Source organism: Staphylococcus felis, assembly GCF_003012915.1.
Classification (GTDB): Bacteria; Bacillota; Bacilli; order Staphylococcales; family Staphylococcaceae; genus Staphylococcus; species Staphylococcus felis.
This window is the reverse complement of record NZ_CP027770.1, coordinates 155,123-178,748: the sequence shown is the minus strand read 5'-3', so window position 1 is coordinate 178,748 and position 23,626 is coordinate 155,123. Positions and strand designations below refer to the sequence as shown.

Genomic DNA, 23,626 nt, shown 5'->3' with positions numbered 1-23,626 from the left:
CTTGAGACGGTTTTCATGTACACTAAAAGAGAATATATTGGATGGTGATAAACATGCAACATGAAGAAAAAAATGAAATCGTAAAAAGTGAACTCCTTATTGTGACAGGTCTTTCTGGTGCCGGAAAATCATTAGTGATTCAAAGTTTGGAAGATTTAGGATATTTTTGTGTAGATAATTTACCGCCTATCTTACTCCCTAAGTTTGTTGAATTAATGGAACAAGGCAACCCATCAATGCAAAAGGTCGCAGTGGGGATAGACTTACGAGGACGTGAATTTTTCAGATATCTCGTACGTGAAATCGATGCAATACAGAGCCGTAAAGACGTTATAGTTGATGTAATATTTGTAGATGCAAAAACGAGTAAACTCATTTCAAGATATAAAGAAACAAGACGTAAACATCCACTTCAAGAACAATCAGACTTAACATTAGTCGAAGCAATTCATGAAGAACGTAATTTGTTATCAGAAGTGCGTAGTTTGGCAAACTATACTATAGATACAACAGAATTAACACCTAAAGCATTGCGAAAACGTGTGAACGCCTATTTTAATACAGCGAATAAATCAACATTTACAATAAATGTATCTAGTTTTGGGTTTAAGCACGGGATACAAATCGATGCGGATCTCGTATTTGATGTGCGATTTTTACCTAACCCTTATTATGTGGAAGAGTTAAGGCCATTGACAGGTATGGATGAAGATGTTTATAAGTATGTCATGAAATGGAAGGAAACGAATACATTTTATGAAAAATTGTTGGATTTACTTTTATTTATGATTCCCGGTTATAAAAAAGAAGGAAAGTCTCAACTTGTGATTGCTATCGGATGTACGGGAGGACAACATCGCTCAGTTGCACTAGCACAACGTTTATCAGAAGAACTTAAACAAACATACGATTATAATATATATGTCCATCATCGCGATGCACATATTGAAAGTGGCGAGAAAAAATGAAACAACTCAAAATTGTACTGATAGGCGGTGGCACTGGTCTGTCTGTCTTGGCAAGAGGTTTAAAAAGTTACCCGATTGATATTACAGCTATCGTAACTGTTGCTGATGATGGCGGAAGTACAGGGAAGATTCGAGATGAAATGGATATGCCTGCGCCTGGAGATGTACGGAATGTTTTAGCAGCTCTAAGTGATATTGAACCTACTCTTGAAGCGTTATTTCAATATCGATTTGATGAAGACAAAATCAGTGGACATTCGCTAGGAAACCTATTGATTGCAGCGATGACAAATATAACACATGATTTTGGACATGCTATAAAAGAATTGAGTAGAATTTTAAATATAAAAGGACGTGTAATTCCGTCTACTATTTCAAGTGTATCATTAAATGCTGAAATGGAAGATGGAGAAATTGTGTCTGGTGAATCGAATATTCCGATGAAAAATAAAAAAATAAAACGGGTCTTTTTAGAGCCACCAAATGTTGAGCCTATGGATGAGGCGCTTGAAGCATTACTTGAAGCAGACCTAATTGTAATGGGACCAGGTTCATTATATACAAGTGTTATTTCTAATTTATGTGTGCAAGGTATCGCACAAGCTATCGTTCAAAGCGAGGCTAAAAAGTTGTATGTCTCAAATATTATGACCCAACCAGGAGAAACAGATGATTATACTGTAACCGATCATGTCAAAGCGATTCATTCTCAACTTGGTGATAAATCATTAGATTTTGTGATTGCGAATCAAATTGATTTTGATCAAAAGATTTTAAATCGATATCAAGCAAAAGGAGCTAAGCCTGTTTACTGTGATGAAGCTGAATTAAGTCGTGAAGGTGTTAAAGTGGTAACGGGCAAAAATCTTGCACTTATCTCTCAAGATGATTATGTGCGTCATGATACTGAGATGTTAGCGACATTAATATATGAAATTGCATTACAAGAGGTTAGTACTATCCAATTTAATCCGAAAAACAAAAAATAGATATATAGAAAGGAATCGGTGAATCATGAGCTTTGCATCTGACATGAAAAACGAGCTAACGCGAATTGAAATTGATAATGACAATGCCAAAGCAGAGCTCAGTGCATTGATACGAATGAATGGAGCGCTTAGTTTGTCTAATCAACAATTTGTCATTAACATTCAAACAGAAAATGCAACAACAGCAAGACGTATCTATTCATTAATCAAGCACGTTTTTCGCGTAGAAGTTGAAATATTAGTACGAAAGAAAATGAAATTGAAAAAGAATAATATTTACATTTGTCGTATTAAATCAAAAGCTCAGGCAATATTAGATGAGTTAGGAATTTTAAAAGACGGTATTTTTACACATGCGATTGACGAATCAATGGTCAAAGATGATGAGATGAGACGGAGTTATTTGCGTGGTGCATTTCTAGCAGGTGGATCAGTCAATAATCCAGAAACATCGTCGTATCATTTAGAGATTTTCTCATTATATGAGAGTCACTCTAAAGGCCTAACACAGTTGATGAATAGTTATGAACTAAATGCTAAAAATTTAGAGCGTAAAAAAGGTTGGATCACCTATCTTAAAGAGGCAGAACGTATTGCGGAATTTTTGAGTCTCATTGGTGGATATCAAGCTTTATTAAAATTTGAAGATGTCAGAATTGTAAGGGACATGCGCAATTCAGTCAATCGACTAGTTAATTGTGAAACAGCAAACCTTAACAAAACCGTAAGTGCTGCGATGAAGCAAGTCGAAAATATTCAAATCATTGATGATGAAATAGGTTTGGATCAATTGCCGGATCGTTTAAGAGAAGTGGCTAAGTTAAGAATTGAACACCAAGATGTATCATTAAAAGAACTAGGGGAAATGGTTAGTACAGGCACCATTTCGAAATCAGGCGTTAATCATCGACTGAGAAAGCTTAATGAAATTGCAACCAAAATTAAGAATGGTGAACAATTTGAGCTATAAAATAAGGCTGGGACATAAATATCTCGAAGTTTTCTTATAATGAGATGATTCATTCAATGATACGAAAGTGGCTTTTTTTAAAAGTATTTTAATGTAAAATGACATGTATATCACGTCGTATTGTTGGCGAGACGCCTGAGGGAATAGGATGAGCGTCGAGACCAAGGCTCGACCCATCCCCCTAGGAAATGCGAGCCAAACAATGGTTCTATAGTAAATCGGACTGGTATATAAATAATTTCATTTATTTGATTGTTCCATAAAGCCTCGCTTTTCTAGACGCCTCACCTCACCTCATTTTAAGATTGAACCTACCCAATCTTAAAATGGATTTTCGGTTACGGCAAGATGCCTCAGAAGTCTCGGCTTAGGAATCGATCAAATTTGCTATATTTATTTACACCCCTAAGTTATAAAGTATGTTTTACCAACTCAATTTTACTGATTTATGTTGTATTAAAAGAGGCATTTGGTATGTCAACAGATTTCTAGACAGTTTTTATAGAAACTATCTTTGTACGCTTTCGGCGTCAGATAATTTAATGCACTATGAGGTCGAATGTTGTTATACCAATTAACATAATCAAACAATTCGAGTTTTAAGTGATTAATAGATTTAAAATCATACTGTTTAATGAATTCAGTTTTTAACGCTTTAAATGTACTTTCAGCTACTGCGTTGTCATATGGACATCCTTTCATGCTTAAAGATCTTTTGATACCAAAGGTATCTAGTACATCATCAATCATGTGATTATCAAACTCTTTTCCTCTGTCAGTGTGAAACATTTGTACGTCTCTTAAATCGTGTCTAATGCTACTAAGTGCCTTGGATACAAGCGTGCTATCTTTCTTTGAGCCTGCGCTATGCCCAACAATCTCACGGTTAAAAAGATCAATAAATAAACATATGTAATGCCATTTTCCAGCCACTTTTACATATGTCAAATCACTGACAAGAACTTCCAATGGTTCTTTTCTATTGAAACTTTGATTTAATTCATTATTGATTTCGCGTTCACTTGAGCGAGAAGGAAATGATTTATACTTCGATGTCGTATAAGAAGATACTAATTTATTTGCTTTCATAATGCGTCCTATACGTCGTCTTGAGACATTTAAACCATTTTTGATAAGTTCATTTTTAATCCTTCTTGTTCCAAAACATTTGCGATTAGAATTGAAAATCTCGATAATTTTATCGCTAATTTCCTTATCTCGATCATCTTTTTCAACGTTGGGTGATTTGTTAATTTCGTAATAGTAACTACTTCTAGAGATTTGCAGGACTTTGCACATTGCTGATACTGAATATTTATTGGCATTCTTTCGAATGACATCTATTTTCGTCCCATGATCAGCGCTGCTTGCTTTAAAATATCATTTTCCATTTTCAATTGTTGATTTTCTTTACGTAATTTTCTTAGTTCTTTTTCTTCATTAGTTAAGTTATCTTGATGGTTAAATGAACCAGTATTTTGATGTTGCTTAATCCATTTCCCTAACGCCGAAGGTGTTAAATCATATTCACGAGCAATTTCATTTCTAGGCTTACCATTTTCATAAAGCTTTACCATTTGTAATTTAAATTCAGGACTAAAAGTTCTTCTTTCTCTTGTCATAAAAATCGCCTACTTTCTTAATTTAACAATATCTATTCTCATAGAATTTGTCCAACTAAGTGTAGACGATTCACTTTAATAAAATATTAGAAGAAGGTTTTCATAGAGGATATGATAATGCACAAAATGCAGCACTAGACTATGGATATCAAGTCTTATTAGCAATTCTTGCTAGGACAATAGTGAGCAAAGGCTACTTAACTGAATTAGGAATAAAGCATAAAAATGAATTTAACATGTATAACTTAGCATCCGACTTTATGGAGATTTTTAGACCACTTGTTGATTATTATGTTTTAAAAAATATTAAAGAAAAGTTTGAAACCAAAGAAAAAAGAGCCATACTTAATATATTAAATAAAAAATTAAAAATAGGACCTAAACAATACTATTTAGTAAATGCTATCGAAATTTATCTAGACAGTTTATTCAAATATTTATCAAGTGGAGATATTGAAGTGATTCGAATTCCAACTTGGACCTATTAAAGGAAGTGTGATGAGGTGAGATTTTTGAGGCTAATCATTATGTTCGATTTACCTGTAGAAACGTCACTTGAGAAACGCGCCTATCGACAGTTTGTTAAATTTTTAACGCATGAAGGTTACGTCAGAATGCAATACTCAATTTATAGTAAATTAATCTTCAATAGTAACACTTTAAAATATCAAATTGAAAAGCTTAAAGCGCATGTCCCATCAAGTGGTATGGTGCAAACGCTCGTAGTTACAGAAAACCAATTCTCAAATATGAACTATTTAGTAGGAGAACAACCTAAAGGACGTGTAGGATTAAGTTCAGAAAGAATGATTGAACTATGAAAATAGCTAGTGATGTCACAGAAGTTTTAGAGATTTATGAAGGTCAAACACATGTAATCAGTTTTTCTAATACGTCACTTTGTGAAACATTTATTGAAAGCTTTTTAAATTATCTTAACCGTAAACCATTAGTGGATCATCATTTTGCACATTTTATCACAGATCATTACGATACGATTAATGCGAAAAATTTCAAACCTATTATCTTGAATTGTGGGATCCTCAATATTTTAAGAGAAAAAGTAATTGAGGACCAAGTTTTCAAAAGGTTTGAAGATCAAATAATGTATGATGAACATACGCATATGGTTTTTCAAAAGTTTGAACAAAGTCTAAATACATTTAAGTATGCTTTAGAAATAAAAGATCCGTTTTATCAGATTGAAATACAAGACACATCATTTAAGTTAAAAAGATTGCTAAAGGTTTTTGGTCTTGAATTTCATCATAATTTAGAAAGTTTAAGTGAAATTAACAAAAGGAAATTATTTATCGATTTACTTAAAGACGATGATAAAGAAAATGTATTACTTATATTGTACCCAGAAGCATTGGTATGTCAACAGATTTCTAGACAGTTTTTATAGAAACTATCTTTGTACGCTTTCGGCGTCAGATAATTTAATGCACTATGAGGTCGAATGTTGTTATACCAATTAACATAATCAAACAATTCGAGTTTTAAGTGATTAATAGATTTAAAATCATACTGTTTAATGAATTCAGTTTTTAACGCTTTAAATGTACTTTCAGCTACTGCGTTGTCATATGGACATCCTTTCATGCTTAAAGATCTTTTGATACCAAAGGTATCTAGTACATCATCAATCATGTGATTATCAAACTCTTTTCCTCTGTCAGTGTGAAACATTTGTACGTCTCTTAAATCGTGTCTAATGCTACTAAGTGCCTTGGATACAAGCGTGCTATCTTTCTTTGAGCCTGCGCTATGCCCAACAATCTCACGGTTAAAAAGATCAATAAATAAACATATGTAATGCCATTTTCCAGCCACTTTTACATATGTCAAATCACTGACAAGAACTTCCAATGGTTCTTTTCTATTGAAACTTTGATTTAATTCATTATTGATTTCGCGTTCACTTGAGCGAGAAGGAAATGATTTATACTTCGATGTCGTATAAGAAGATACTAATTTATTTGCTTTCATAATGCGTCCTATACGTCGTCTTGAGACATTTAAACCATTTTTGATAAGTTCATTTTTAATCCTTCTTGTTCCAAAACATTTGCGATTAGAATTGAAAATCTCGATAATTTTATCGCTAATTTCCTTATCTCGATCATCTTTTTCAACGTTGGGTGATTTGTTAATTTCGTAATAGTAACTACTTCTAGAGATTTGCAGGACTTTGCACATTGCTGATACTGAATATTTATTGGCATTCTTTCGAATGACATCTATTTTCGTCCCATGATCAGCGCTGCTTGCTTTAAAATATCATTTTCCATTTTCAATTGTTGATTTTCTTTACGTAATTTTCTTAGTTCTTTTTCTTCATTAGTTAAGTTATCTTGATGGTTAAATGAACCAGTATTTTGATGTTGCTTAATCCATTTCCCTAACGCCGAAGGTGTTAAATCATATTCACGAGCAATTTCATTTCTAGGCTTACCATTTTCATAAAGCTTTACCATTTGTAATTTAAATTCAGGACTAAAAGTTCTTCTTTCTCTTGTCATAAAAATCGCCTACTTTCTTAATTTAACAATATCTATTCTCATAGAATTTGTCCAACTAAGTGTAGACGATTCACATTTTTGGGGCTCAAAGATATTCAAAGATTTCTACAATTGATTAAAAGTTATCAACTCACAACCATTATAATTACAAATCATCCATCTATTATCATTGAGGAAGAAAATGTTTATTTATGCAAAAGCAATAAAGAGTGTCACTCAATCAAAGATATAAGGGAAGATCTAGAAATTCTTATGCCACAAGAAACAATTAATGACAAAACGGTTAGAATGATTGCTTATCATGAATTCATAGGTACAGATTTAAAAGAACTAGCACGATACTTTGAGTTTATTAATGATTACAATTAAGATATAATTGAATTTACTATGATAAATTAAAAACAACAAGCTTTATTCAATGTTTAACTTCTTAACTAAAAAGCTAAAACCTCAAAAATGGTAAAAACTATAGTGTGTATTTTTGAATTGTTTTAGAACCGCGATTATATAGAAAGAAGTAAAACATAAGCATGTGACTAAGAAAAGAGGAATAATTTTAGAACTATGATTATTTAGAAGGAAGTAAAACAATGTGGAATGCACTACAACATTAGCGGGTTTTAGAGCTATGATTATTTAAAAAGAAGTAAAACATGCCGGACTAATTGCTGAAGATGTTGAATGTTTTAGAACTATGATTATTTAGAAGGAAGTAAAACATACGCGCTTATTAAAAGTATAGGGTTATTGTTTTAGAGCTATGATTATTTAGAAGGAAGTAAAACATTTGTACGTTCGAATACAACGGCTACGTCGTTTTAGAACTATGATTATTTAGAAAGAAGTAAAACTACAGCTGAATTTATGCCTGCAGAAGTTGAGTTTTAGAACTATGATTATTTAGAAAGAAGTAAAACTTATGCCCTTGTTTAAATGGTCGTCACAGGTTTTAGAACTATGATTATTTAGAAAGAAGTAAAACTTCGCTAAAAGCTGTTATAACTGATATGATGTTTTAGAACTATGATTATTTAGAAAGAAGTAAAACAAGAAATGACGTTACCAGAGTTGATTGAGGTTTTAGAACTATGATTATTTAGAAGGAAGTAAAACTATTTTGTATTAATTCTTTACTACTGTTGTGTTTTAGAACTATGATTATTTAGAAGGAAGTAAAACGTTGATACCAACCCAGACCACCCGGAACATGTTTTAGAACTATGATTATTTAGAAGGAAGTAAAACCGTTGTTTTTTAATAAGTGAGGTGTGTAAAGTTTTAGAACTATGATTATTTAGAAGGAAGTAAAACACAGGTGCTAATGCAACCGCTGTATTATAAAGTTTTAGAACTATGATTATTTAGAAGGAAGTAAAACGTGTCGAAGTTAAACAAACTAGAAGTTTAAGTTTTAGAACTATGATTATTTAGAAGGAAGTAAAACACGTTTCATAAAAGATAAATCTGAAACTTTGTTCTAGAACTGTGATTATATAGAAAGAAGTAAAACATAAGTATGTGACTAAGAAAAGAGGAATAATTTTAGAACTATGATTATTTAGAAAGAAGTAAAACTTAGAAGAAACATGTATCACGTTAGTTAAGTTTTAGAGCTATGATTATTTAGAAAGAAGTAAAACATTGAAGATTACAAAAAGAAATTAGGTGAGTTTTAGAACTATGATTATTTAGAAAGAAGTAAAACCGTTGAATTTGAAAAACCTGGTGAGTACATGTTTTAGAACTATGATTATTTAGAAAGAAGTAAAACATAAACATGTAACACAAAAAAAGGGTACGGTTTTAGAACTATGATTATTTAGAAAGAAGTAAAACTGATTTTTGGTTAGGTCAACTTATGACAAGTTTTAGAACTATGATTATTTAGAAAGAAGTAAAACTTTTTGTTTTTCCTTCTAATGCACCGCCTTGTTTTAGAACTATGGTTATTTAGAAGGAAGTAAAACATATGCAAATTGCATCTTAAAATGGGCGCGTTTTAGAACTACGATTATTTAGAAAGAAGTAAAACTACCTTACGAATTAAAAGAGTTAGATCGTGTTTTAGAACCACGATTATTTAGAAAGAAGTAAAACATTTTTATTCGATACTTATTCTCGAATTACGTTTTAGAGCTATGATTATTTAGAAGGAAGTAAAACATGAGCCAGTTTTGTTTGATGCGCCACTTAGTTTTAGAACTACGATTATTTAGAAAGAAGTAAAACAGTACGTGTCGATTCATTTTAGAACGTTTGTTTTAGAACTACGATTATTTAGAAAGAAGTAAAACGATATTACACGTACAGCTTATGACGAAAAGTTTTAGAACTATGATTATTTAGAAAGAAGTAAAACTTAACTACTTCTTGCTCAACTGGTCTTCCGTTTTAGAACTATGATTATTTAGAAAGCAGTAAAACTGACGACCCTATCACTGACAAATTAGTTGGGTTTTAGAGCTATGATTATTTAGAAGGAAGTAAAACGATAAAATTGGGCTAATGTGGAAAGTGTTGTTTTAGAGCTATGATTATTTAGAAAGAAGTAAAACAACTCTGCAAATTATGAAATTGTCGAGTATGTTTTAGAACTACGATTATATAGAAAGAAGTAAAACATAAGCATGTGACTAAGAAAAGAGGAATAATTTTAGAACTATGATTATTTAGAAAGAAGTAAAACGAATTTAGAAAAACTCAAGAAGCTACGCAGTTTTAGAACTATGTTTATTTAGAATGAAGTATACCATTTTTTTCTGAATTTTTAGATATAATGATAATACTGGAATGACCAATTGATAATCAATAATCGAGAAATCTTAATGATACATGTCTTTTCTTTTCATTGATATAATGAAATGATATAGTCAAATATTTTTTAGAGAAGATTGTTTTATTTTATTAAGAAAGGGGAAGTTCGATGAAGTCTATTATTGCAAAACACGCTTTTAAATTGTCAGATGGGAATTTATTTGAAAAAGTGACACGTGAAAAACCAATAGTGAATGCTCATGAAGTAGGAATAGCTGTTCATGCATCAGGTGTGAATCCGATTGATACAAAGACGCGTCAAACACCACTTCAGACTGAAGCACGTGTATTAGGATATGAAGGGGCAGGTGTTGTTGAAGCAGTAGGTGAAGATGTGACACGTTTTAAAGTAGGGGATTGTGTGATGTTTGTCGGTGCACCTAAATGGGAAGGGTCGAATCAAACTTATCAAGTATTAGATGAAGCGTATATGACGCATTTACCTGAACAATTGACATTTGAAGAAGGTGCTAGTTTACCTTTAACGGCGTTTACAGCATATGAGACGCTATTTGATGTTTTTGGTATTTCAGAAAATCCAGAGCAAAATAAAGGTAAGACATTGCTCATTATTAATGGTGCAGGCGGTGTGGGATCCATCGCAACGCAAATTGCGAAAGCGTATGGGTTACAAGTCATAACGACAGCTTCTAGAGATGAAACGATGACGTGGTCTCGAAAAATGGGAGCTGATATAGTGTTAAATCATCGTGAAGATTTAGTTTCACAATTTGATGCACAACACTTACCGCAACCAGATTATATTTTCTGTACGTATGATACAGATATGTATTACGATGTGATGATCGATTTGATTAAGCCACGCGGACATATTATGACACTTGTGACATTTAAAGAAAAACAAGATTTAAATGCGTTGAAACAAAAAAGTGTGACATTAACGCACGAATCTATGTTTACACGATTGACTTATGAGATTGAAACGCAATATTATCAAAAGTATCTTGATGATTTGGCTTTAAAATTACAGGATGGCACGTATCAAGCGACGCTAACAGAGGTCTTAGAAGGCTTAACAACTGAGAATGTATATCGAGCACATGAAAAGATGGAGCATCAATCGCACGTTGGTAAGTTAGTCATAAAATTTTAGGTTAGTGATCAGGATTTAGGGAAAAAGAAGGAAAACAAATACAGAGGTGTTTTAATTTATGAAAACAAGCCGAGTAGGTGCCGTTTTTTGGGTTTCTTTAATATTGTGTACCGTTTTTGTATTAAGTGGCGCACTTTTCCCTAATGATATGGAAAATATGACGCAGAAGGTGACGGCGTGGATTTCCAAATATTTTAGTTGGTATTATTTACTTTTAGTTTTGGCGCTCTTTTTAGTGTGTCTTTACTTATTATTTTCAAGATATAGTCAGATTACGCTAGGTAAAGAAGGAGAAGAACCGGAATTTTCTTTAAAATCTTGGTTTGCGATGTTATTTAGTGCTGGGATGGGGATTGGCTTAGTTTTTTGGACAACAGCTGAACCCATTTCGCACGCTTTTAAGTCAGCCCCTATCCATCCATTGGGGACGCAAGAAGCGATTAATGATAGTTTTCAATTTGCTTTTTTTCATTGGGGTATACATGCGTGGGCGGTATATGGGATAGTCGCTCTCGTGTTTGCTTATTTTAACTATCATAAAGGTTATCCTGGTTTAGTCAGTGCGACGTTGACACCTTTGTTTGGGTATAAGCGTATGGCTGGGACGTTTGGTTACGTGCTTGATATTCTGGCGATTATTGCGACGGTGACAGGTGTTGCTGCAACGTTAGGATTTGGGGCACTCCAAATTGGCGAAGGTTTGAATTTTTTATTCAATATGCCATCTAACTTTACGACACAAGTTGTGATTATCGTTGTTGCGACGATTCTTTTTACGTGGTCGACATGGTCAGGTATTAGTAAAGGAATTAAGATTTTAAGTAATCTCAATATGTTGATTGCATTTATCGTGTTAGTGACTGTATTTATCGTAGGACCAACATTATATATTTTAAATACATTTACGAATGGTCTCGGTAACTATATCGCAAACTTTTTTGATATGAGTTTACGTATGCCGATTGACAATGATGAAAAGTTGAATTGGATGAAAAGTTGGACAGTTTTCTACTGGGCGTGGTGGATCTCTTGGGCGCCATTTGTAGGAATATTTATTGCGCGTGTTTCAAAAGGACGTACGATTAAAGAGTTTATTGTGGGTGTATTATTTGTCCCAGCATTTGTATGCTTTATCTTTTTTGCGGTATTTGGTGCGTCAGCAATTTATCTACAAGCGAATGGTATTGCAGACATCGCGCATGAAGCAACAGAAACAGCGACATTTGCGATGTTGTCTCACTTCCCACTTGGCTACGTTATTAGTATATTAACATTGATTGTGGTCATGATATTTTTTGTCACTTCTGCTGATTCAGCAACATATGTACTTGGGATGTTGAGTACAAAAGGTGATCATTTCCCAAAAAGTATAGTTAAGGTGAGCTGGGGCATAATGCTTGCATTATTTGCATTAATTATGTTGCTCACTGGTGGGACACAAGCTATCCAAAACTTGCTGATTATAGCGGCGTTACCATTTTCTTTTGTGATTATATTGATGGTATGGTCGTTATTCAAAGCACTCGCGGTTGAAAGACCACGTCTTAAAAAAGATTCATAATACATGAGGATGAGATATAAAGATTGAGGTTTAAAACGCACTAGGTCATAAGTGAGATAAGCCTATATCTATGATGTCTCATCTTTTTTTATCAATTTGGCACAATACAAAAATATTGTTGTCATACAGAAAAATAATCTTTGATATGTTTTTATTTGATAAGATTGGGTATTTTTAAGTGTAACGTAGAATGTGAGGTGACAGAAAAGATGAAAAGACTTAAGAATTTTATTTTAGGCTTATTGATTGTTGTAATTGTGGGCTTCTTATTATTCATGTACATAGATTATAAGCCTATAACACAATATCAAGATTACTTTTATCAATTCAATTGGTTTGAACCACTGTTAATTGGATTAGCTGCTTTTTTAATCTTAATTGGCTTGATTTTATTTTTTAGTACATTTAAACCGACCCATCGTAAGCCGGGACTGTACAAAGTGTATAGTGATGGTCATATATATGTATCTCGTAAATCCATCGAAAATACTGTATATGATACGATCAAAAAATATGACGATATTCGTCAGCCTAATGTTGTTTCTAAATTATATAACAAGAAAAACAATAGTTTTATTGATGTAAAAGCGGATTATCTAGTACCAACGAGTACGACAAATATCCAAACATTAAATGAACAAGTACGTGCCGATATTAAAGAAAGTGTCGAACGTTTTGCTGAACTACCAGTAAGAAAGCTTGAAATTAATGTACGCGATCAGAAAAAAAATCCAAATGCACCACGCGTTGTGTAAAGGAGGGGTCTTATGGCTAATCATGAACATAATCAAACTAGTCAAGATGCTGTTGAACAATTTGCAGTTAAGTTCAATAACTATAAATGGCGTATCATCGGCTTCTTCTTTTTCTTGATTATTGCAATTTTGTTTTTAACACTTGGCTTTTGGAAAACCATTTTAATTATCGTATTATGTTTAATCGGCATTGGTGTAGGGTATATTAAAGACCGTACACAAGATTTTTTAAATTTTCTAAATCGATTGAGTTGACAGATTTGAAAATATATTAAGTTTTGCGATCTAAAATTATTTAAAAGGAGTTTTTGACTATGGCAACTGAAAACAATAACGTGAAAGAATCATACAACAATCAAACAGGTGTAAATGAGAAAGAACGTCAAGAACGTGAATCTCAACAACCTGAGTTCAAAAACAGCTTAACATTCTCTGATGAAGTCGTTGAAAAAATCGCAGGTATCGCAGCTCGCGAAGTTAAAGGTATTCTTGATATGAAAGGCGGCTTTGTAGATAGCATTAGCGGTTCATTCACTAGTGGTAACAATGTAACACAAGGTGTAAGCGCTGAAGTTGGTGAAAAACAAGCTGCAATCGACTTAAAAGTGATCTTAGAATATGGTGAATCAGCACCAAAAATCTTCCGTAAAGTCACTGAACTTATTAAAGAACAAGTGAAGCACATTACTGGTTTAGAAGTTGTTGAAGTGAACATGCAAGTTGATGACGTGATGACACTTAAAGAATGGCAACAAAAAAATCAAAAAAATAAAGACAATAACGAAAATAAAGGATTACAATAATTCTAAAAGAGTTTGGGATATCAATCCCAAAATATAGCGTAGAGATGGTTCATGATTGAATCACCTCTACGCTTTTCCGTGCGCCCGGCATGGGTAACATCTTGACGGTGAAAGTCCGTTACAGGCTTGGTAGTAGGAACTGTTAGCGAAAGACAAGGGTGTCCATTGCGAAGTGGAATCTGAAGGAAGTCGGACGCAAACACTCGCACTGACGAACAGAAACATCATACAAGGCTATGTAGAATGGATGAATCTGCAGAACAAGATAAAGTCCAATACTACCCGAGTTCTATATAGTAAATGATGCGGTGGCATGAGTGGAAAGAGGTTACATCTTACCCGGGGAGGTCTCATCAGCGGTACTCTACCGTAGTAACAACGAATGATGAGAAGTCAGCAGAAGTCATAGTAGGGAAAATGTACCGAAGGACTGAACAATATTCAATACAAAGTAAAGATTGGAGGTTATAGATTTACGACGTACAGAATACGGTTTAATCGGCAGCTTATGGAAGGATAAGTAGTGGAACGAAAAAAAAGAATACATAAGTGTGTACAGTAAATCTTAGGTGAAATGAAAGAAATGTATCGTAAGTCTCCATCATTGATGGAGCTTGTTGTAAGACCAGACAACATAGAAAAAGCTATCAAGAAAGTTAAGAAAAACAAAGGTGCTCCTGGAATTGACGGCATGAAAGTCAGTGAACTTCGTGCTCACTTTGCGCAGTACTTTTCACAGATAACGAAAAAACTGCTTGAAGGCACATACCAACCTCAAGCAGTTCGAAAAGTGCAAATTCCCAAACCAAATGGGAAAATGCGTGTGCTTGGTATCCCTGTCGCTAGAGACAGGGTAATACAACAAGCGATTAAACAAGTGATTGAACCCAGCATCGACCGAACATTTTCGAATCATAGCCATGGTTTCAGACCTAATCGTAGCACAGGAACAGCACTTAAGCAATGCGCTATTTACTACGAAGAGGGCTATAAAATAGCCGTGGATTGTGATTTGAAACAGTGCTTTGACATGTTAAATCATGATAAGCTGATGTATTTGTTCGAACGCCATGTTCAAGATAAGTCAATTTCAACATTTATCCGTAGAAGTTTACAAGTAGGTGCCATTGACCTATCTGGCGAAGTCGCAGAAAGAAAGATAGGTGCACCACAAGGGGGCGTTATCTCTCCTTTACTATGTAATATCTATCTACATGAACTGGATAAAGAACTCGAAAAGCGTGGACACCGGTTTGTACGCTATGCAGATGACTTTGTCATCTTTGTACGGACAAAACGTGCAGGTGAACGCGTAATGATGAGTGTAACGAAATTCATTGAAAAGCAACTGAAGTTGGCTGTCAATGAAGATAAAAGCAGAATAGGAGCAGTCACACGTTTAAAGTTCTTGAGTTGTCTAATAACCAAGGTAAATGGGGTTTGTCGTTTCAGACCGACTACGGAAGCAAAAAGAAATTTAATACGCGTCTTAAGGAAAATAACGAAACGAAATAGACCCGGTACCTTTAAAGACATTATCACTGAAATTAACCAAGTGACGAGAGGCTGGATAAATTACTTTGGTAGAGGTTTTATCAGAGAATTTATTGGTATGTCAACAGATTTCTAGACAGTTTTTATAGAAACTATCTTTGTACGCTTTCGGCGTCAGATAATTTAATGCACTATGAGGTCGAATGTTGTTATACCAATTAACATAATCAAACAATTCGAGTTTTAAGTGATTAATAGATTTAAAATCATACTGTTTAATGAATTCAGTTTTTAACGCTTTAAATGTACTTTCAGCTACTGCGTTGTCATATGGACATCCTTTCATGCTTAAAGATCTTTTGATACCAAAGGTATCTAGTACATCATCAATCATGTGATTATCAAACTCTTTTCCTCTGTCAGTGTGAAACATTTGTACGTCTCTTAAATCGTGTCTAATGCTACTAAGTGCCTTGGATACAAGCGTGCTATCTTTCTTTGAGCCTGCGCTATGCCCAACAATCTCACGGTTAAAAAGATCAATAAATAAACATATGTAATGCCATTTTCCAGCCACTTTTACATATGTCAAATCACTGACAAGAACTTCCAATGGTTCTTTTCTATTGAAACTTTGATTTAATTCATTATTGATTTCGCGTTCACTTGAGCGAGAAGGAAATGATTTATACTTCGATGTCGTATAAGAAGATACTAATTTATTTGCTTTCATAATGCGTCCTATACGTCGTCTTGAGACATTTAAACCATTTTTGATAAGTTCATTTTTAATCCTTCTTGTTCCAAAACATTTGCGATTAGAATTGAAAATCTCGATAATTTTATCGCTAATTTCCTTATCTCGATCATCTTTTTCAACGTTGGGTGATTTGTTAATTTCGTAATAGTAACTACTTCTAGAGATTTGCAGGACTTTGCACATTGCTGATACTGAATATTTATTGGCATTCTTTCGAATGACATCTATTTTCGTCCCATGATCAGCGCTGCTTGCTTTAAAATATCATTTTCCATTTTCAATTGTTGATTTTCTTTACGTAATTTTCTTAGTTCTTTTTCTTCATTAGTTAAGTTATCTTGATGGTTAAATGAACCAGTATTTTGATGTTGCTTAATCCATTTCCCTAACGCCGAAGGTGTTAAATCATATTCACGAGCAATTTCATTTCTAGGCTTACCATTTTCATAAAGCTTTACCATTTGTAATTTAAATTCAGGACTAAAAGTTCTTCTTTCTCTTGTCATAAAAATCGCCTACTTTCTTAATTTAACAATATCTATTCTCATAGAATTTGTCCAACTAAGTGTAGACGATTCAATTAATGTTCAAGACTTTATGATCACACAACGAAAAAGGCGTTAAGCAATCCATTATTGCATAACGCCTTAATTTAATGCGACCAGTCCAATTTGACTGAGAGCCCAAACAATACGAATGATTGATAAAAGAAAAGCGTAGAGATGATTGTACTGAACCCCAAAAGTTGTACTTTGGTTTAGTATACAATTTCAAAGGTTTGTTTCCTATATTGTGTAGGAGACAAGCCTTTTAATTTTGCTTTAATTCTTGTATTGTTATAAAAATTGATATATTTTTGAATTGATTGTTCTAATTCTTGGAATGTTTCAAATGATTGTCCATAATACATTTCTTGCTTTAATAACCCAAAGAAGTTTTCCATTGAGGCATTATCTAAGCAATTGCCTTTTCTAGACATACTTTGAAATACATCATGTTCTTTTAATGACTCAATATAGTTTCTATTTTGATAATGCCATCCTTGATCTGAATGAATTGTCATTCGATAAAAAAGTTGCGGTCTCATTGCTAGTAATTCAGTTAAAGGTTCAATAACAATATCTATAGTAGGACGCTTTGATATACGATAACTTAAGATTTCCAAGTTATATAAGTCCATAAAAGGTGATAAATAGGCCTTTGTTCCATCGCGTAATTTAAATTCTGTAATGTCTGTAACCACTTTTTGATAAGGTCGATCTGTATTAAAACGACGTTTTAATATATTTTTAGCTACTTTACCTATAGTTCCTCTATAAGAATTGTATTTTCTTGTTTTATGCTTAAATTTCGTACATGTTAAATGGTGTTCTTTCATAATTCGTCTTACTTTCTTATGATTGACTGTCATTCCTTTATTAGCCAATGCTTGAGTAACTCGACGATAACCATAAGTATAATCACTTTCTTTACAAATTTGCTTAATAGATTCAACTATATCTATATCTTTTTTAGGTTTTTTGAAACGTTCAAGCCAGTAGTAGTACACGGATTTAGCTATTTCTGTAACTTCAAACAGAAGGCTTAACCCAAATTGATACATTTCATGTAATTCTTTAATGACCTTTACTTTTTCGGATGTTTGCTTCCGTAATGTTGGGTCAAGCGTTGTAACTTTTTTTGATAAGCGATACCTGCTTTCAACATTTCATTTTCATTTCTAAGTCTTTCTAATTCTTCGCGTTCATCTTCTTTTAATGGTAAATGATTATCTGGTTTAACTTTTGTCTGCTTTCTTTTCATTTTAGAAGGACGTCCTCTCTGTTTATTGTCTAAACCGAGAATACCTTCTTCATTAAATTTACGCTGCCAAACGGCTAACATAGCTGGATTAGAAATTTTAAAGTGATTGGCTGTTTCTCGATAAGACAATTTATTTTCTTGTCTAAATCTTAAAACAGATACTTTAAAATCTCTAGTATATTCTTTATTCTGCAATTTTTTATCTAATCCTTTTGGTCCAAATTCCAAATACTGGTTAACCCATCTTTGAAGTATAGAATAATGAGATATACTATATTTTTTAGCTAATTTCTCATATCCTAAACTACTATTTAAATATTCCTGAACTATTTTTAACTTGATTTCAAATTTATAATGTTTACCCATAAAAATGCACCCCATAAAGTTAGATTTTTTAGTCCAACTTTTGGGGTGCACATCAGATTCAATCATGAATCATCTCTACGCTGTTATTTTGGGATTGATGTCCCAGACGCTTTATCTATCATTATGATAAATGTTCGGGTTCCATCACTTCATCGATTAAGCCATATTCTTTGGCTTCTTCTGCTGTTAAGAAGTTATCACGATCTGTGTCCTTTTCGATTTTTTCAATCGGTTGACCTGTACGTTCAGATAAAATTTTGTTTAATTTCGCACGTGTTTTTAGGATGTGGTTTGCAGCAATTTCAATTTCAGTTGCTTGCCCTTGAGCGCCACCAAGTGGTTGGTGAATCATAACTTCAGCATTTGGTAAAGCAAAACGTTTACCTTTAGTACCAGCAGCTAATAAGAATGATCCCATTGAAGCGGCCATTCCAATACAGATGGTTTGAACATCAGGTTTAATATGTTGAATCGTATCATAAATTGCAAAGCCTGCCGTGACACTGCCACCTGGTGAGTTAATGTAGAGATAGATGTCTTTCTCGGCATCTTGTGCTTGTAAAAATAAAAGTTGTGATACGATAGAATTTGCAACGTTGTCATCAATTGCAGAGCCTAACATAATAATACGGTCTTTTAATAAACGTGAATAAATATCATATGCGCGCTCTCCGCGATTAGTTGTTTCAATAACTGTAGGAATTAAATTCATATTAGATTTCCTCCTAAATATCTTTTGTATGAGTTTATTTTAACTTAAAAGTCAAAAATGGTCAAAAAATTATGCTTACAAATAAAGATTATTTCAATATTTGACCAATGATAAATTGCGCGATAAAATAAATGTTAGTTTTTAAATTCACCCCTCGTAGTGTAATGGATAACACGTAAGATTCCGGTTCTTATAATAGAGGTTCGATTCCTCTCGAGGGGGCTATTTAGTTTTTTAGTGTGTTTAAAAATGTTTCGAATTGATTAGAACTTTATTGTGTGATGTTTTTAATGGGACAACACGCAATTTTTTTTAGCAAAGATGAGGCAATAAATAAGTTGAATGTTTATAAACGACAGATTTTACTTTACAAAAGACCCATATGAGCGTATAGTGATGGTTATAGTATTTAAAGCTCGAGAATTAAATTGTAGTTTATTTTAAGAATAACTCCTTTTGATTAAAGCATTTATTTACAAATATAACGTGCAATTCGCACATGGAGGTATTCTTATGTATAGTGGAACAGTAAAATGGTTTAACGCAGAAAAAGGTTTTGGATTTATCGAGCGTCAAGATGGGGACGATGTATTCGTGCACTTCTCAGCTATCGTTGGCGATGGATACAAAACTTTAGAAGAAGGTCAAAACGTTGACTTTGACATCGTTCAAGGTGACCGTGGTGATCAAGCGTCTAACGTTGTTAAAATGTAATTTAAAAACGTACTGAATATATAACTATATAGATGAAGCTAGGACATAATGACTAGCTAAAACAAAGAATCGGTTAAGTAAAATCATTTTACTTAATCGATTCTTTTTATATATTATTTCAAAAAATGAAAACCCTCGCGTATAATAATAAAAATCACTTGCAAAATAATGCGAAGGAAGTTGATATATAAATATTAATATACTTCAATTGGAGAGAAATGGATCGTTTAGTATTGTTCGGAGCGATAGTTATTGTAGAATGGTAGGTGGTATTTACAAATATTTATGATATTAAACCCATTTAAAATAAACATTTTGATTTATTATAACGCTTTACTAATATAAAAGTTTTTTGAGGAGCTATAACGATGCACTATAAATTTGAGAAAAATGAGCTATATGCAATTCATCTAGACAAAATAGATCCATTAGGTAAATGGAGAGAGCATTTTTTTATAAATGAAGAAGAAATATATATGTGTGGCAACTCTCTAGGTCTTAAATCAAAGGAAGCTAGTGAAACTTTAGATGAAATACTTGAAATATGGAAAAAGGAATGTGTAGGGTTATGGAATATAAAAAATAATAAGTATTTCAACTATTCGAACAATCTAGCTGCAAAAATGGCTCCGCTAGTTGGTGCTATGCCTGAAGAGGTAGCGATAGTTGGAAGTACAACATCTAATATACATCAAGCCATTAGCACGCTGTATAAACCTACGCATTCTAAATATAAGATATTAATTGATGATCTTAATTTTCCAACAGATAAATATGCCATTGATAGTCAAGTTCAATTAAAAGGACTGGATCCTAAAGATGCAGTTAAATTAGTCAAAAGTCGTGATGGTCAATTTATTTATGAAGATGATATCATTGATGCCATGACAGATGATGTTGCACTTGTGTTTTTGCCATTGGTACTTTATAGTAATTCGCAAATTTTAGATATTAATAAGGTGACAAAAGAAGCTAAGAAAAGAAATATTTTAATAGGATGGGATCTTTGTCATGCTATAGGTGCGATACCAATCAATTTTGAATCCATATCTCCAGACTTTGCAGTATGGTGTACATATAAGTATTTAAATGGTGGCCCTGGATCGATAGCAGGACTATATATCAATCAACGACACTTTGATAAAACACCGGGATTGTCAGGTTGGTTTGGAAATAAAAATGAAACGCAATTTCAACTCAAAAATCAATTCGAGCATGAAAAAAATGCATCAGGTTGGCAAATAGGAACGCCTAGTCTACTCTCGATGGCTCCTTTAGAAGGGGCGTTAAGTATATTTGAAAAAGTTGGAATTGAAGAGATAAGAAAAAAATCCTTAAAAATGACTGATTATATGATGTATTTAACCGATGAAACACTATCAAAGTACGGGTTTACTATAGGCAATCCAAGAGAATCAGAAAATCGTGGAGGACACGTTTGTCTAATACATGAAGAGGCCTATAGAATTTCTCAAGTACTTAAGGACTCAAAAGTTACAGTAGATTTTAGAGAACCCAATATCATAAGAATGGCGCCAGTAGCCCTATACAACTCATATATAGATGTTTATAAGGTCATTCAAATATTGTTAGATAGTGTTAAAAATGAGAAATATAAAAATTACAGCAACCATCGAGGATTAGTGACTTAATTAAAGGACGTGACCACATAATTAGAACCAGACAGCTTATCTTTAAACATTGGATAAAGCTTGGAACAAAATATAAAATGTTCAATAATAGGCTACGATAGTGCAACGCGATGATTAGACTCGCAAGAAGTATCGTCATCATTCAAGAAGTTAAGAAAGAATGATAGCGTTATCGCAACAAAAAGACGCTACAAGTATGGACTACATTATGAATCCACCTTGTAGCGTTTGTTTTGTTTACGCATGGGCTCTCGTATAAGGAAGTGTAAGTATACCGAGTGATAGAATGGTCAAATAACGGTCATATATCTGCTCGATTATTATGACAGACGATTATGTTTAAAGGAAATTAAGACATAACATTATACTGACTATTTAACACCGACTGCATCCCATGAAGCTGTAACAGCTTGTTTTGCTTCTTGACCATATAAATCAAGCGCTGATTGTTCCAAGGCATGCTTAGCATCAATAAACTGTGCGTTTGAGGTAATATAATTTGTAAGTGCACGGTAGTATATCTGCTCCGCCTTGGATTTGCCTAATTTTTGAGTTGTTAAGTATGCGGCTTTGTTAGGAATACCTGAATTGGCATGAACGCCGCCTGAATCTTGATTTGTTCGTACGTATTGATTCATATGTGCGGGCTGGTTATATAACGTTGGATTTTCCATACTTCTGAGCGCTTTTTTTGGAGATGGATATTTATAAATATCTTCTCCAATCAAAGTATCCTCAAAGTCAATAAAATACGCGAATACATCAGAGAAGCTCTCATTGAGTGCACCTGGTTGATTATTATAATCAAGATTTGCTGTTTCTTGTGTAATACCATGCGTTAATTCATGTGCAATAATATCATTGGCGCCTGAAAAACCAAGATAAGTCGAATTGTCACCATCACCATATATCATCTTGTCGCCAATCCATGCGGCATTGTTAGTCGTATTAACCCCTTGAAATTGATTGACATGTGTTATAGAAATAATAGGACTCCCGTTATCATCGTAAGAATTGCGGTTAAACGTATTTTTAAAATAATCATAGACTTGTCCTGCATATACATTAGCATCTACGCCAGCACGTTGAGTTGGGGCATCAAAACGTGTATCAGTATCTTTAATGATTTTAGCGATACCTGTTGATGTGTCAAGACGATAAGCGGATAAAGTAGATGGTCGTGAGATATCTTCCAGACGATAACCATCGCTTGTTTTATTGATATGAATTGGTTTTTCATCCCCACGAACACCAACGCCTGTTCCAATTGTATCAGCTGATTGTATGAGGTTGGTTTTTTCAATGATAGCGCCATTATCAGCATTGACTTGAATGTGCCAATGACTTGGACTTGGGTGAAGTGTAATTAACTCAATGTCATAAATATATTTTTCTTGATCTGTATTAATGACTGCTTGGTTAGATTGAACGACTTGGTTCTCTCCGTTTGAAGCTTGTTTACGATTCATTTTGATACTTTTGAATGCCCGATTTAATGCTTCTTCTTTGGAGAGTTTGATTTGATTGCTTGGACGAACTGTTGAGACTTCAAAGTCACCATTAATAAGGATAACTTTTCCTTTAGGATTGACATGTACTTTGATTTCTTTATCTGTTGCAAGATGTTTATCATATTTTGGGTAAAGTGTGTAGTGTGTGTAATTCAGTGGGTCTGTCTCAATGTTTTCAATACTAAAAGAAGGGGATTTACTTTTTGTTTGTTGCTGTGATACAACTTGTTTAACTACTTTAATAACATCGCTATGGTTACGAACATGTAAGTCTTCTTGAGGTGTGATAGAACTCGCAAAAGATGAAGGTGTTTTGAAAATGATAATAGAACTTAATACTAATGAGCTTAAACATAATTTTTTGAACATTAAAAAACCTCCTAATAATATTTAATTAAATATATCATAATTATAAGAGAAATATATTAAATATAACAAAATAAATAAATAGCGTAATATAACATAATGATTTAAATTCACAATTAGTAAGTTG

Annotated in this window: 20 protein-coding genes, 1 tRNA gene, 1 pseudogene and 1 CRISPR repeat array; of the genes and pseudogenes, 15 read left to right on the top strand and 7 right to left on the bottom strand. The window is 33.2% G+C overall.

The window, feature by feature from the left end; genetic code table 11:
- Positions 1–53 precede the first annotated feature (53 nt).
- Genes rapZ through whiA form a run of 3 tightly spaced genes read left to right on the top strand, consistent with a single transcriptional unit; the run spans position 54 to position 2,927 of the window.
- Entirely contained in the window at positions 54–968 is a 915-nt protein-coding gene (gene rapZ, locus C7J90_RS00905; RefSeq protein WP_103210696.1) for an RNase adapter RapZ, read from the top strand.
- Entirely contained in the window at positions 965–1,957 is a 993-nt protein-coding gene (locus C7J90_RS00900; protein WP_103210584.1) for a gluconeogenesis factor YvcK family protein, read from the top strand. The genes rapZ and C7J90_RS00900 overlap by 4 nt, the downstream gene beginning before the upstream one ends.
- 25 nt (positions 1,958–1,982) lie before the next feature.
- A complete protein-coding gene (gene whiA, locus C7J90_RS00895) occupies positions 1,983–2,927 on the top strand; it encodes a DNA-binding protein WhiA (protein WP_103210583.1) in 945 nt (314 codons plus the stop codon).
- A gap of 477 nt (positions 2,928–3,404) precedes the next feature.
- On the opposite strand, the gene C7J90_RS00890 is transcribed toward whiA, so the two are convergent.
- Positions 3,405–4,549, bottom strand: a protein-coding gene (locus C7J90_RS00890) for an IS3 family transposase (RefSeq protein ID WP_103209691.1) whose coding sequence is annotated in 2 segments (ribosomal slippage) — positions 3,405–4,303 and positions 4,303–4,549 — 1,146 coding nt in all. Because the reading frame shifts where the segments join, the coding sequence is not laid out codon by codon here.
- Positions 4,550–4,617: 68 nt separating this feature from the next.
- Between C7J90_RS00890 and cas1 the strand changes: the two genes are divergently transcribed.
- The 3 genes from cas1 to C7J90_RS00875 are packed head-to-tail and all read left to right on the top strand — an operon-like array spanning position 4,618 to position 5,957.
- Positions 4,618–5,037 carry a type II CRISPR-associated endonuclease Cas1 gene (gene cas1, locus C7J90_RS00885; protein ID WP_106465071.1) on the top strand — a complete coding sequence of 140 codons (420 nt, stop codon included), beginning with the start codon at positions 4,618–4,620 and terminating at the stop codon, positions 5,035–5,037.
- A 39-nt stretch (positions 5,038–5,076) separates the two neighbouring features.
- Complete coding sequence (gene cas2 / locus C7J90_RS00880) at positions 5,077–5,370, top strand: CRISPR-associated endonuclease Cas2 (RefSeq protein WP_103210814.1); 294 nt, start codon at positions 5,077–5,079, stop codon at positions 5,368–5,370.
- A complete protein-coding gene (locus C7J90_RS00875; RefSeq protein ID WP_106465074.1) occupies positions 5,367–5,957 on the top strand; it encodes a hypothetical protein in 591 nt (196 codons plus the stop codon). Before cas2 ends, C7J90_RS00875 begins: the two co-directional genes overlap by 4 nt.
- On the opposite strand, the gene C7J90_RS00870 is transcribed toward C7J90_RS00875, so the two are convergent.
- Positions 5,930–7,074 (bottom strand): IS3 family transposase gene (locus C7J90_RS00870; RefSeq protein WP_103209691.1). Its coding sequence is split into 2 segments (ribosomal slippage): positions 5,930–6,828 and positions 6,828–7,074, totalling 1,146 coding nucleotides; the frame shifts between segments, so codons are not numbered across the junction. The genes C7J90_RS00875 and C7J90_RS00870 overlap by 28 nt on opposite strands.
- A gap of 488 nt (positions 7,075–7,562) precedes the next feature.
- Positions 7,563–9,825: direct repeats of the CRISPR family, unit length 36 nt; unit sequence GTTTTAGAACTATGATTATTTAGAAAGAAGTAAAAC.
- Between the two features lie 172 nt (positions 9,826–9,997).
- Between C7J90_RS00870 and C7J90_RS00860 the strand changes: the two genes are divergently transcribed.
- The 6 genes and pseudogenes from C7J90_RS00860 to ltrA form a co-directional block, all read left to right on the top strand.
- Positions 9,998–11,002: a zinc-binding alcohol dehydrogenase family protein gene (locus C7J90_RS00860; RefSeq protein ID WP_103209239.1), complete on the top strand. Its 1,005-nt coding sequence runs from the start codon at positions 9,998–10,000 to the stop codon at positions 11,000–11,002.
- A 58-nt stretch (positions 11,003–11,060) separates the two neighbouring features.
- Positions 11,061–12,563, top strand: coding sequence for a BCCT family transporter (locus C7J90_RS00855; protein ID WP_103209237.1), 1,503 nt, complete (start codon positions 11,061–11,063; stop codon positions 12,561–12,563).
- 209 nt (positions 12,564–12,772) lie between these two features.
- A complete protein-coding gene (amaP, locus tag C7J90_RS00850; RefSeq protein ID WP_103209236.1) occupies positions 12,773–13,318 on the top strand; it encodes an alkaline shock response membrane anchor protein AmaP in 546 nt (181 codons plus the stop codon).
- Positions 13,319–13,330: 12 nt separating this feature from the next.
- Positions 13,331–13,573 (top strand): DUF2273 domain-containing protein, encoded by a 243-nt coding sequence (locus C7J90_RS00845; protein ID WP_103209234.1) that lies wholly within the window; start codon positions 13,331–13,333, stop codon positions 13,571–13,573.
- Between the two features lie 59 nt (positions 13,574–13,632).
- Entirely contained in the window at positions 13,633–14,121 is a 489-nt protein-coding gene (locus tag C7J90_RS00840; protein WP_103209233.1) for an Asp23/Gls24 family envelope stress response protein, read from the top strand.
- Between the two features lie 583 nt (positions 14,122–14,704).
- Positions 14,705–15,730, top strand: a pseudogene (ltrA, locus tag C7J90_RS00835) (group II intron reverse transcriptase/maturase); the annotation flags it as partial.
- Positions 15,731–15,736: 6 nt separating this feature from the next.
- Here the strand turns inward: ltrA and C7J90_RS00830 are convergent.
- From C7J90_RS00830 to clpP, 4 genes are all read right to left on the bottom strand, one after another.
- Positions 15,737–16,881 (bottom strand): IS3 family transposase gene (locus C7J90_RS00830; protein ID WP_103209691.1). Its coding sequence is split into 2 segments (ribosomal slippage): positions 15,737–16,635 and positions 16,635–16,881, totalling 1,146 coding nucleotides; the frame shifts between segments, so codons are not numbered across the junction.
- A 251-nt stretch (positions 16,882–17,132) separates the two neighbouring features.
- The gene (locus C7J90_RS00825; protein WP_244905080.1) at positions 17,133–17,978 is read right to left on the bottom strand and encodes an IS3 family transposase; all 846 of its coding nucleotides are present in this window, start codon (positions 17,976–17,978) and stop codon (positions 17,133–17,135) included.
- Positions 17,979–18,001: 23 nt separating this feature from the next.
- The gene (locus C7J90_RS00820; RefSeq protein ID WP_232618805.1) at positions 18,002–18,544 is read right to left on the bottom strand and encodes a helix-turn-helix domain-containing protein; all 543 of its coding nucleotides are present in this window, start codon (positions 18,542–18,544) and stop codon (positions 18,002–18,004) included.
- Positions 18,545–18,665: 121 nt separating this feature from the next.
- On the bottom strand, positions 18,666–19,256 hold the full coding sequence (gene clpP / locus C7J90_RS00815) for an ATP-dependent Clp endopeptidase proteolytic subunit ClpP (protein ID WP_103210288.1): 591 nt from the start codon (positions 19,254–19,256) through the stop codon (positions 18,666–18,668).
- 150 nt (positions 19,257–19,406) lie between these two features.
- Between clpP and C7J90_RS00810 the strand changes: the two genes are divergently transcribed.
- The 3 genes from C7J90_RS00810 to kynU all read left to right on the top strand — a co-directional run bounded on the left by C7J90_RS00810 (position 19,407) and on the right by kynU (position 21,622).
- Positions 19,407–19,478: transfer RNA gene (locus C7J90_RS00810), tRNA-Arg, on the top strand.
- A gap of 291 nt (positions 19,479–19,769) precedes the next feature.
- Entirely contained in the window at positions 19,770–19,970 is a 201-nt protein-coding gene (locus C7J90_RS00805; protein WP_103210290.1) for a cold-shock protein, read from the top strand.
- Between the two features lie 368 nt (positions 19,971–20,338).
- Complete coding sequence (gene kynU / locus C7J90_RS00800) at positions 20,339–21,622, top strand: kynureninase (RefSeq protein ID WP_106465072.1); 1,284 nt, start codon at positions 20,339–20,341, stop codon at positions 21,620–21,622.
- Between the two features lie 371 nt (positions 21,623–21,993).
- On the opposite strand, the gene C7J90_RS00795 is transcribed toward kynU, so the two are convergent.
- Positions 21,994–23,502, bottom strand: a complete 1,509-nt coding sequence (locus C7J90_RS00795; RefSeq protein ID WP_103209708.1) for a M4 family metallopeptidase — start codon at positions 23,500–23,502, stop codon at positions 21,994–21,996.
- Positions 23,503–23,626: the final 124 nt, after the last annotated feature.

Coding starts and splice junctions, on each gene's coding strand:
- rapZ (WP_103210696.1), top strand. CDS start 54: ATGCAACATGAAGAAAAAAATGAAATCGTAAAAAGTGAACTCCTTATT.
- C7J90_RS00900 (WP_103210584.1), top strand. CDS start 965: ATGAAACAACTCAAAATTGTACTGATAGGCGGTGGCACTGGTCTGTCT.
- whiA (WP_103210583.1), top strand. CDS start 1,983: ATGAGCTTTGCATCTGACATGAAAAACGAGCTAACGCGAATTGAAATT.
- cas2 (WP_103210814.1), top strand. CDS start 5,077: ATGTTCGATTTACCTGTAGAAACGTCACTTGAGAAACGCGCCTATCGA.
- C7J90_RS00875 (WP_106465074.1), top strand. CDS start 5,367: ATGAAAATAGCTAGTGATGTCACAGAAGTTTTAGAGATTTATGAAGGT.
- C7J90_RS00860 (WP_103209239.1), top strand. CDS start 9,998: ATGAAGTCTATTATTGCAAAACACGCTTTTAAATTGTCAGATGGGAAT.
- C7J90_RS00855 (WP_103209237.1), top strand. CDS start 11,061: ATGAAAACAAGCCGAGTAGGTGCCGTTTTTTGGGTTTCTTTAATATTG.
- amaP (WP_103209236.1), top strand. CDS start 12,773: ATGAAAAGACTTAAGAATTTTATTTTAGGCTTATTGATTGTTGTAATT.
- C7J90_RS00845 (WP_103209234.1), top strand. CDS start 13,331: ATGGCTAATCATGAACATAATCAAACTAGTCAAGATGCTGTTGAACAA.
- C7J90_RS00840 (WP_103209233.1), top strand. CDS start 13,633: ATGGCAACTGAAAACAATAACGTGAAAGAATCATACAACAATCAAACA.
- C7J90_RS00825 (WP_244905080.1), bottom strand. CDS start 17,978: ATGTATCAATTTGGGTTAAGCCTTCTGTTTGAAGTTACAGAAATAGCT.
- C7J90_RS00820 (WP_232618805.1), bottom strand. CDS start 18,544: ATGGGTAAACATTATAAATTTGAAATCAAGTTAAAAATAGTTCAGGAA.
- clpP (WP_103210288.1), bottom strand. CDS start 19,256: ATGAATTTAATTCCTACAGTTATTGAAACAACTAATCGCGGAGAGCGC.
- C7J90_RS00805 (WP_103210290.1), top strand. CDS start 19,770: ATGTATAGTGGAACAGTAAAATGGTTTAACGCAGAAAAAGGTTTTGGA.
- kynU (WP_106465072.1), top strand. CDS start 20,339: ATGCACTATAAATTTGAGAAAAATGAGCTATATGCAATTCATCTAGAC.
- C7J90_RS00795 (WP_103209708.1), bottom strand. CDS start 23,502: ATGTTCAAAAAATTATGTTTAAGCTCATTAGTATTAAGTTCTATTATC.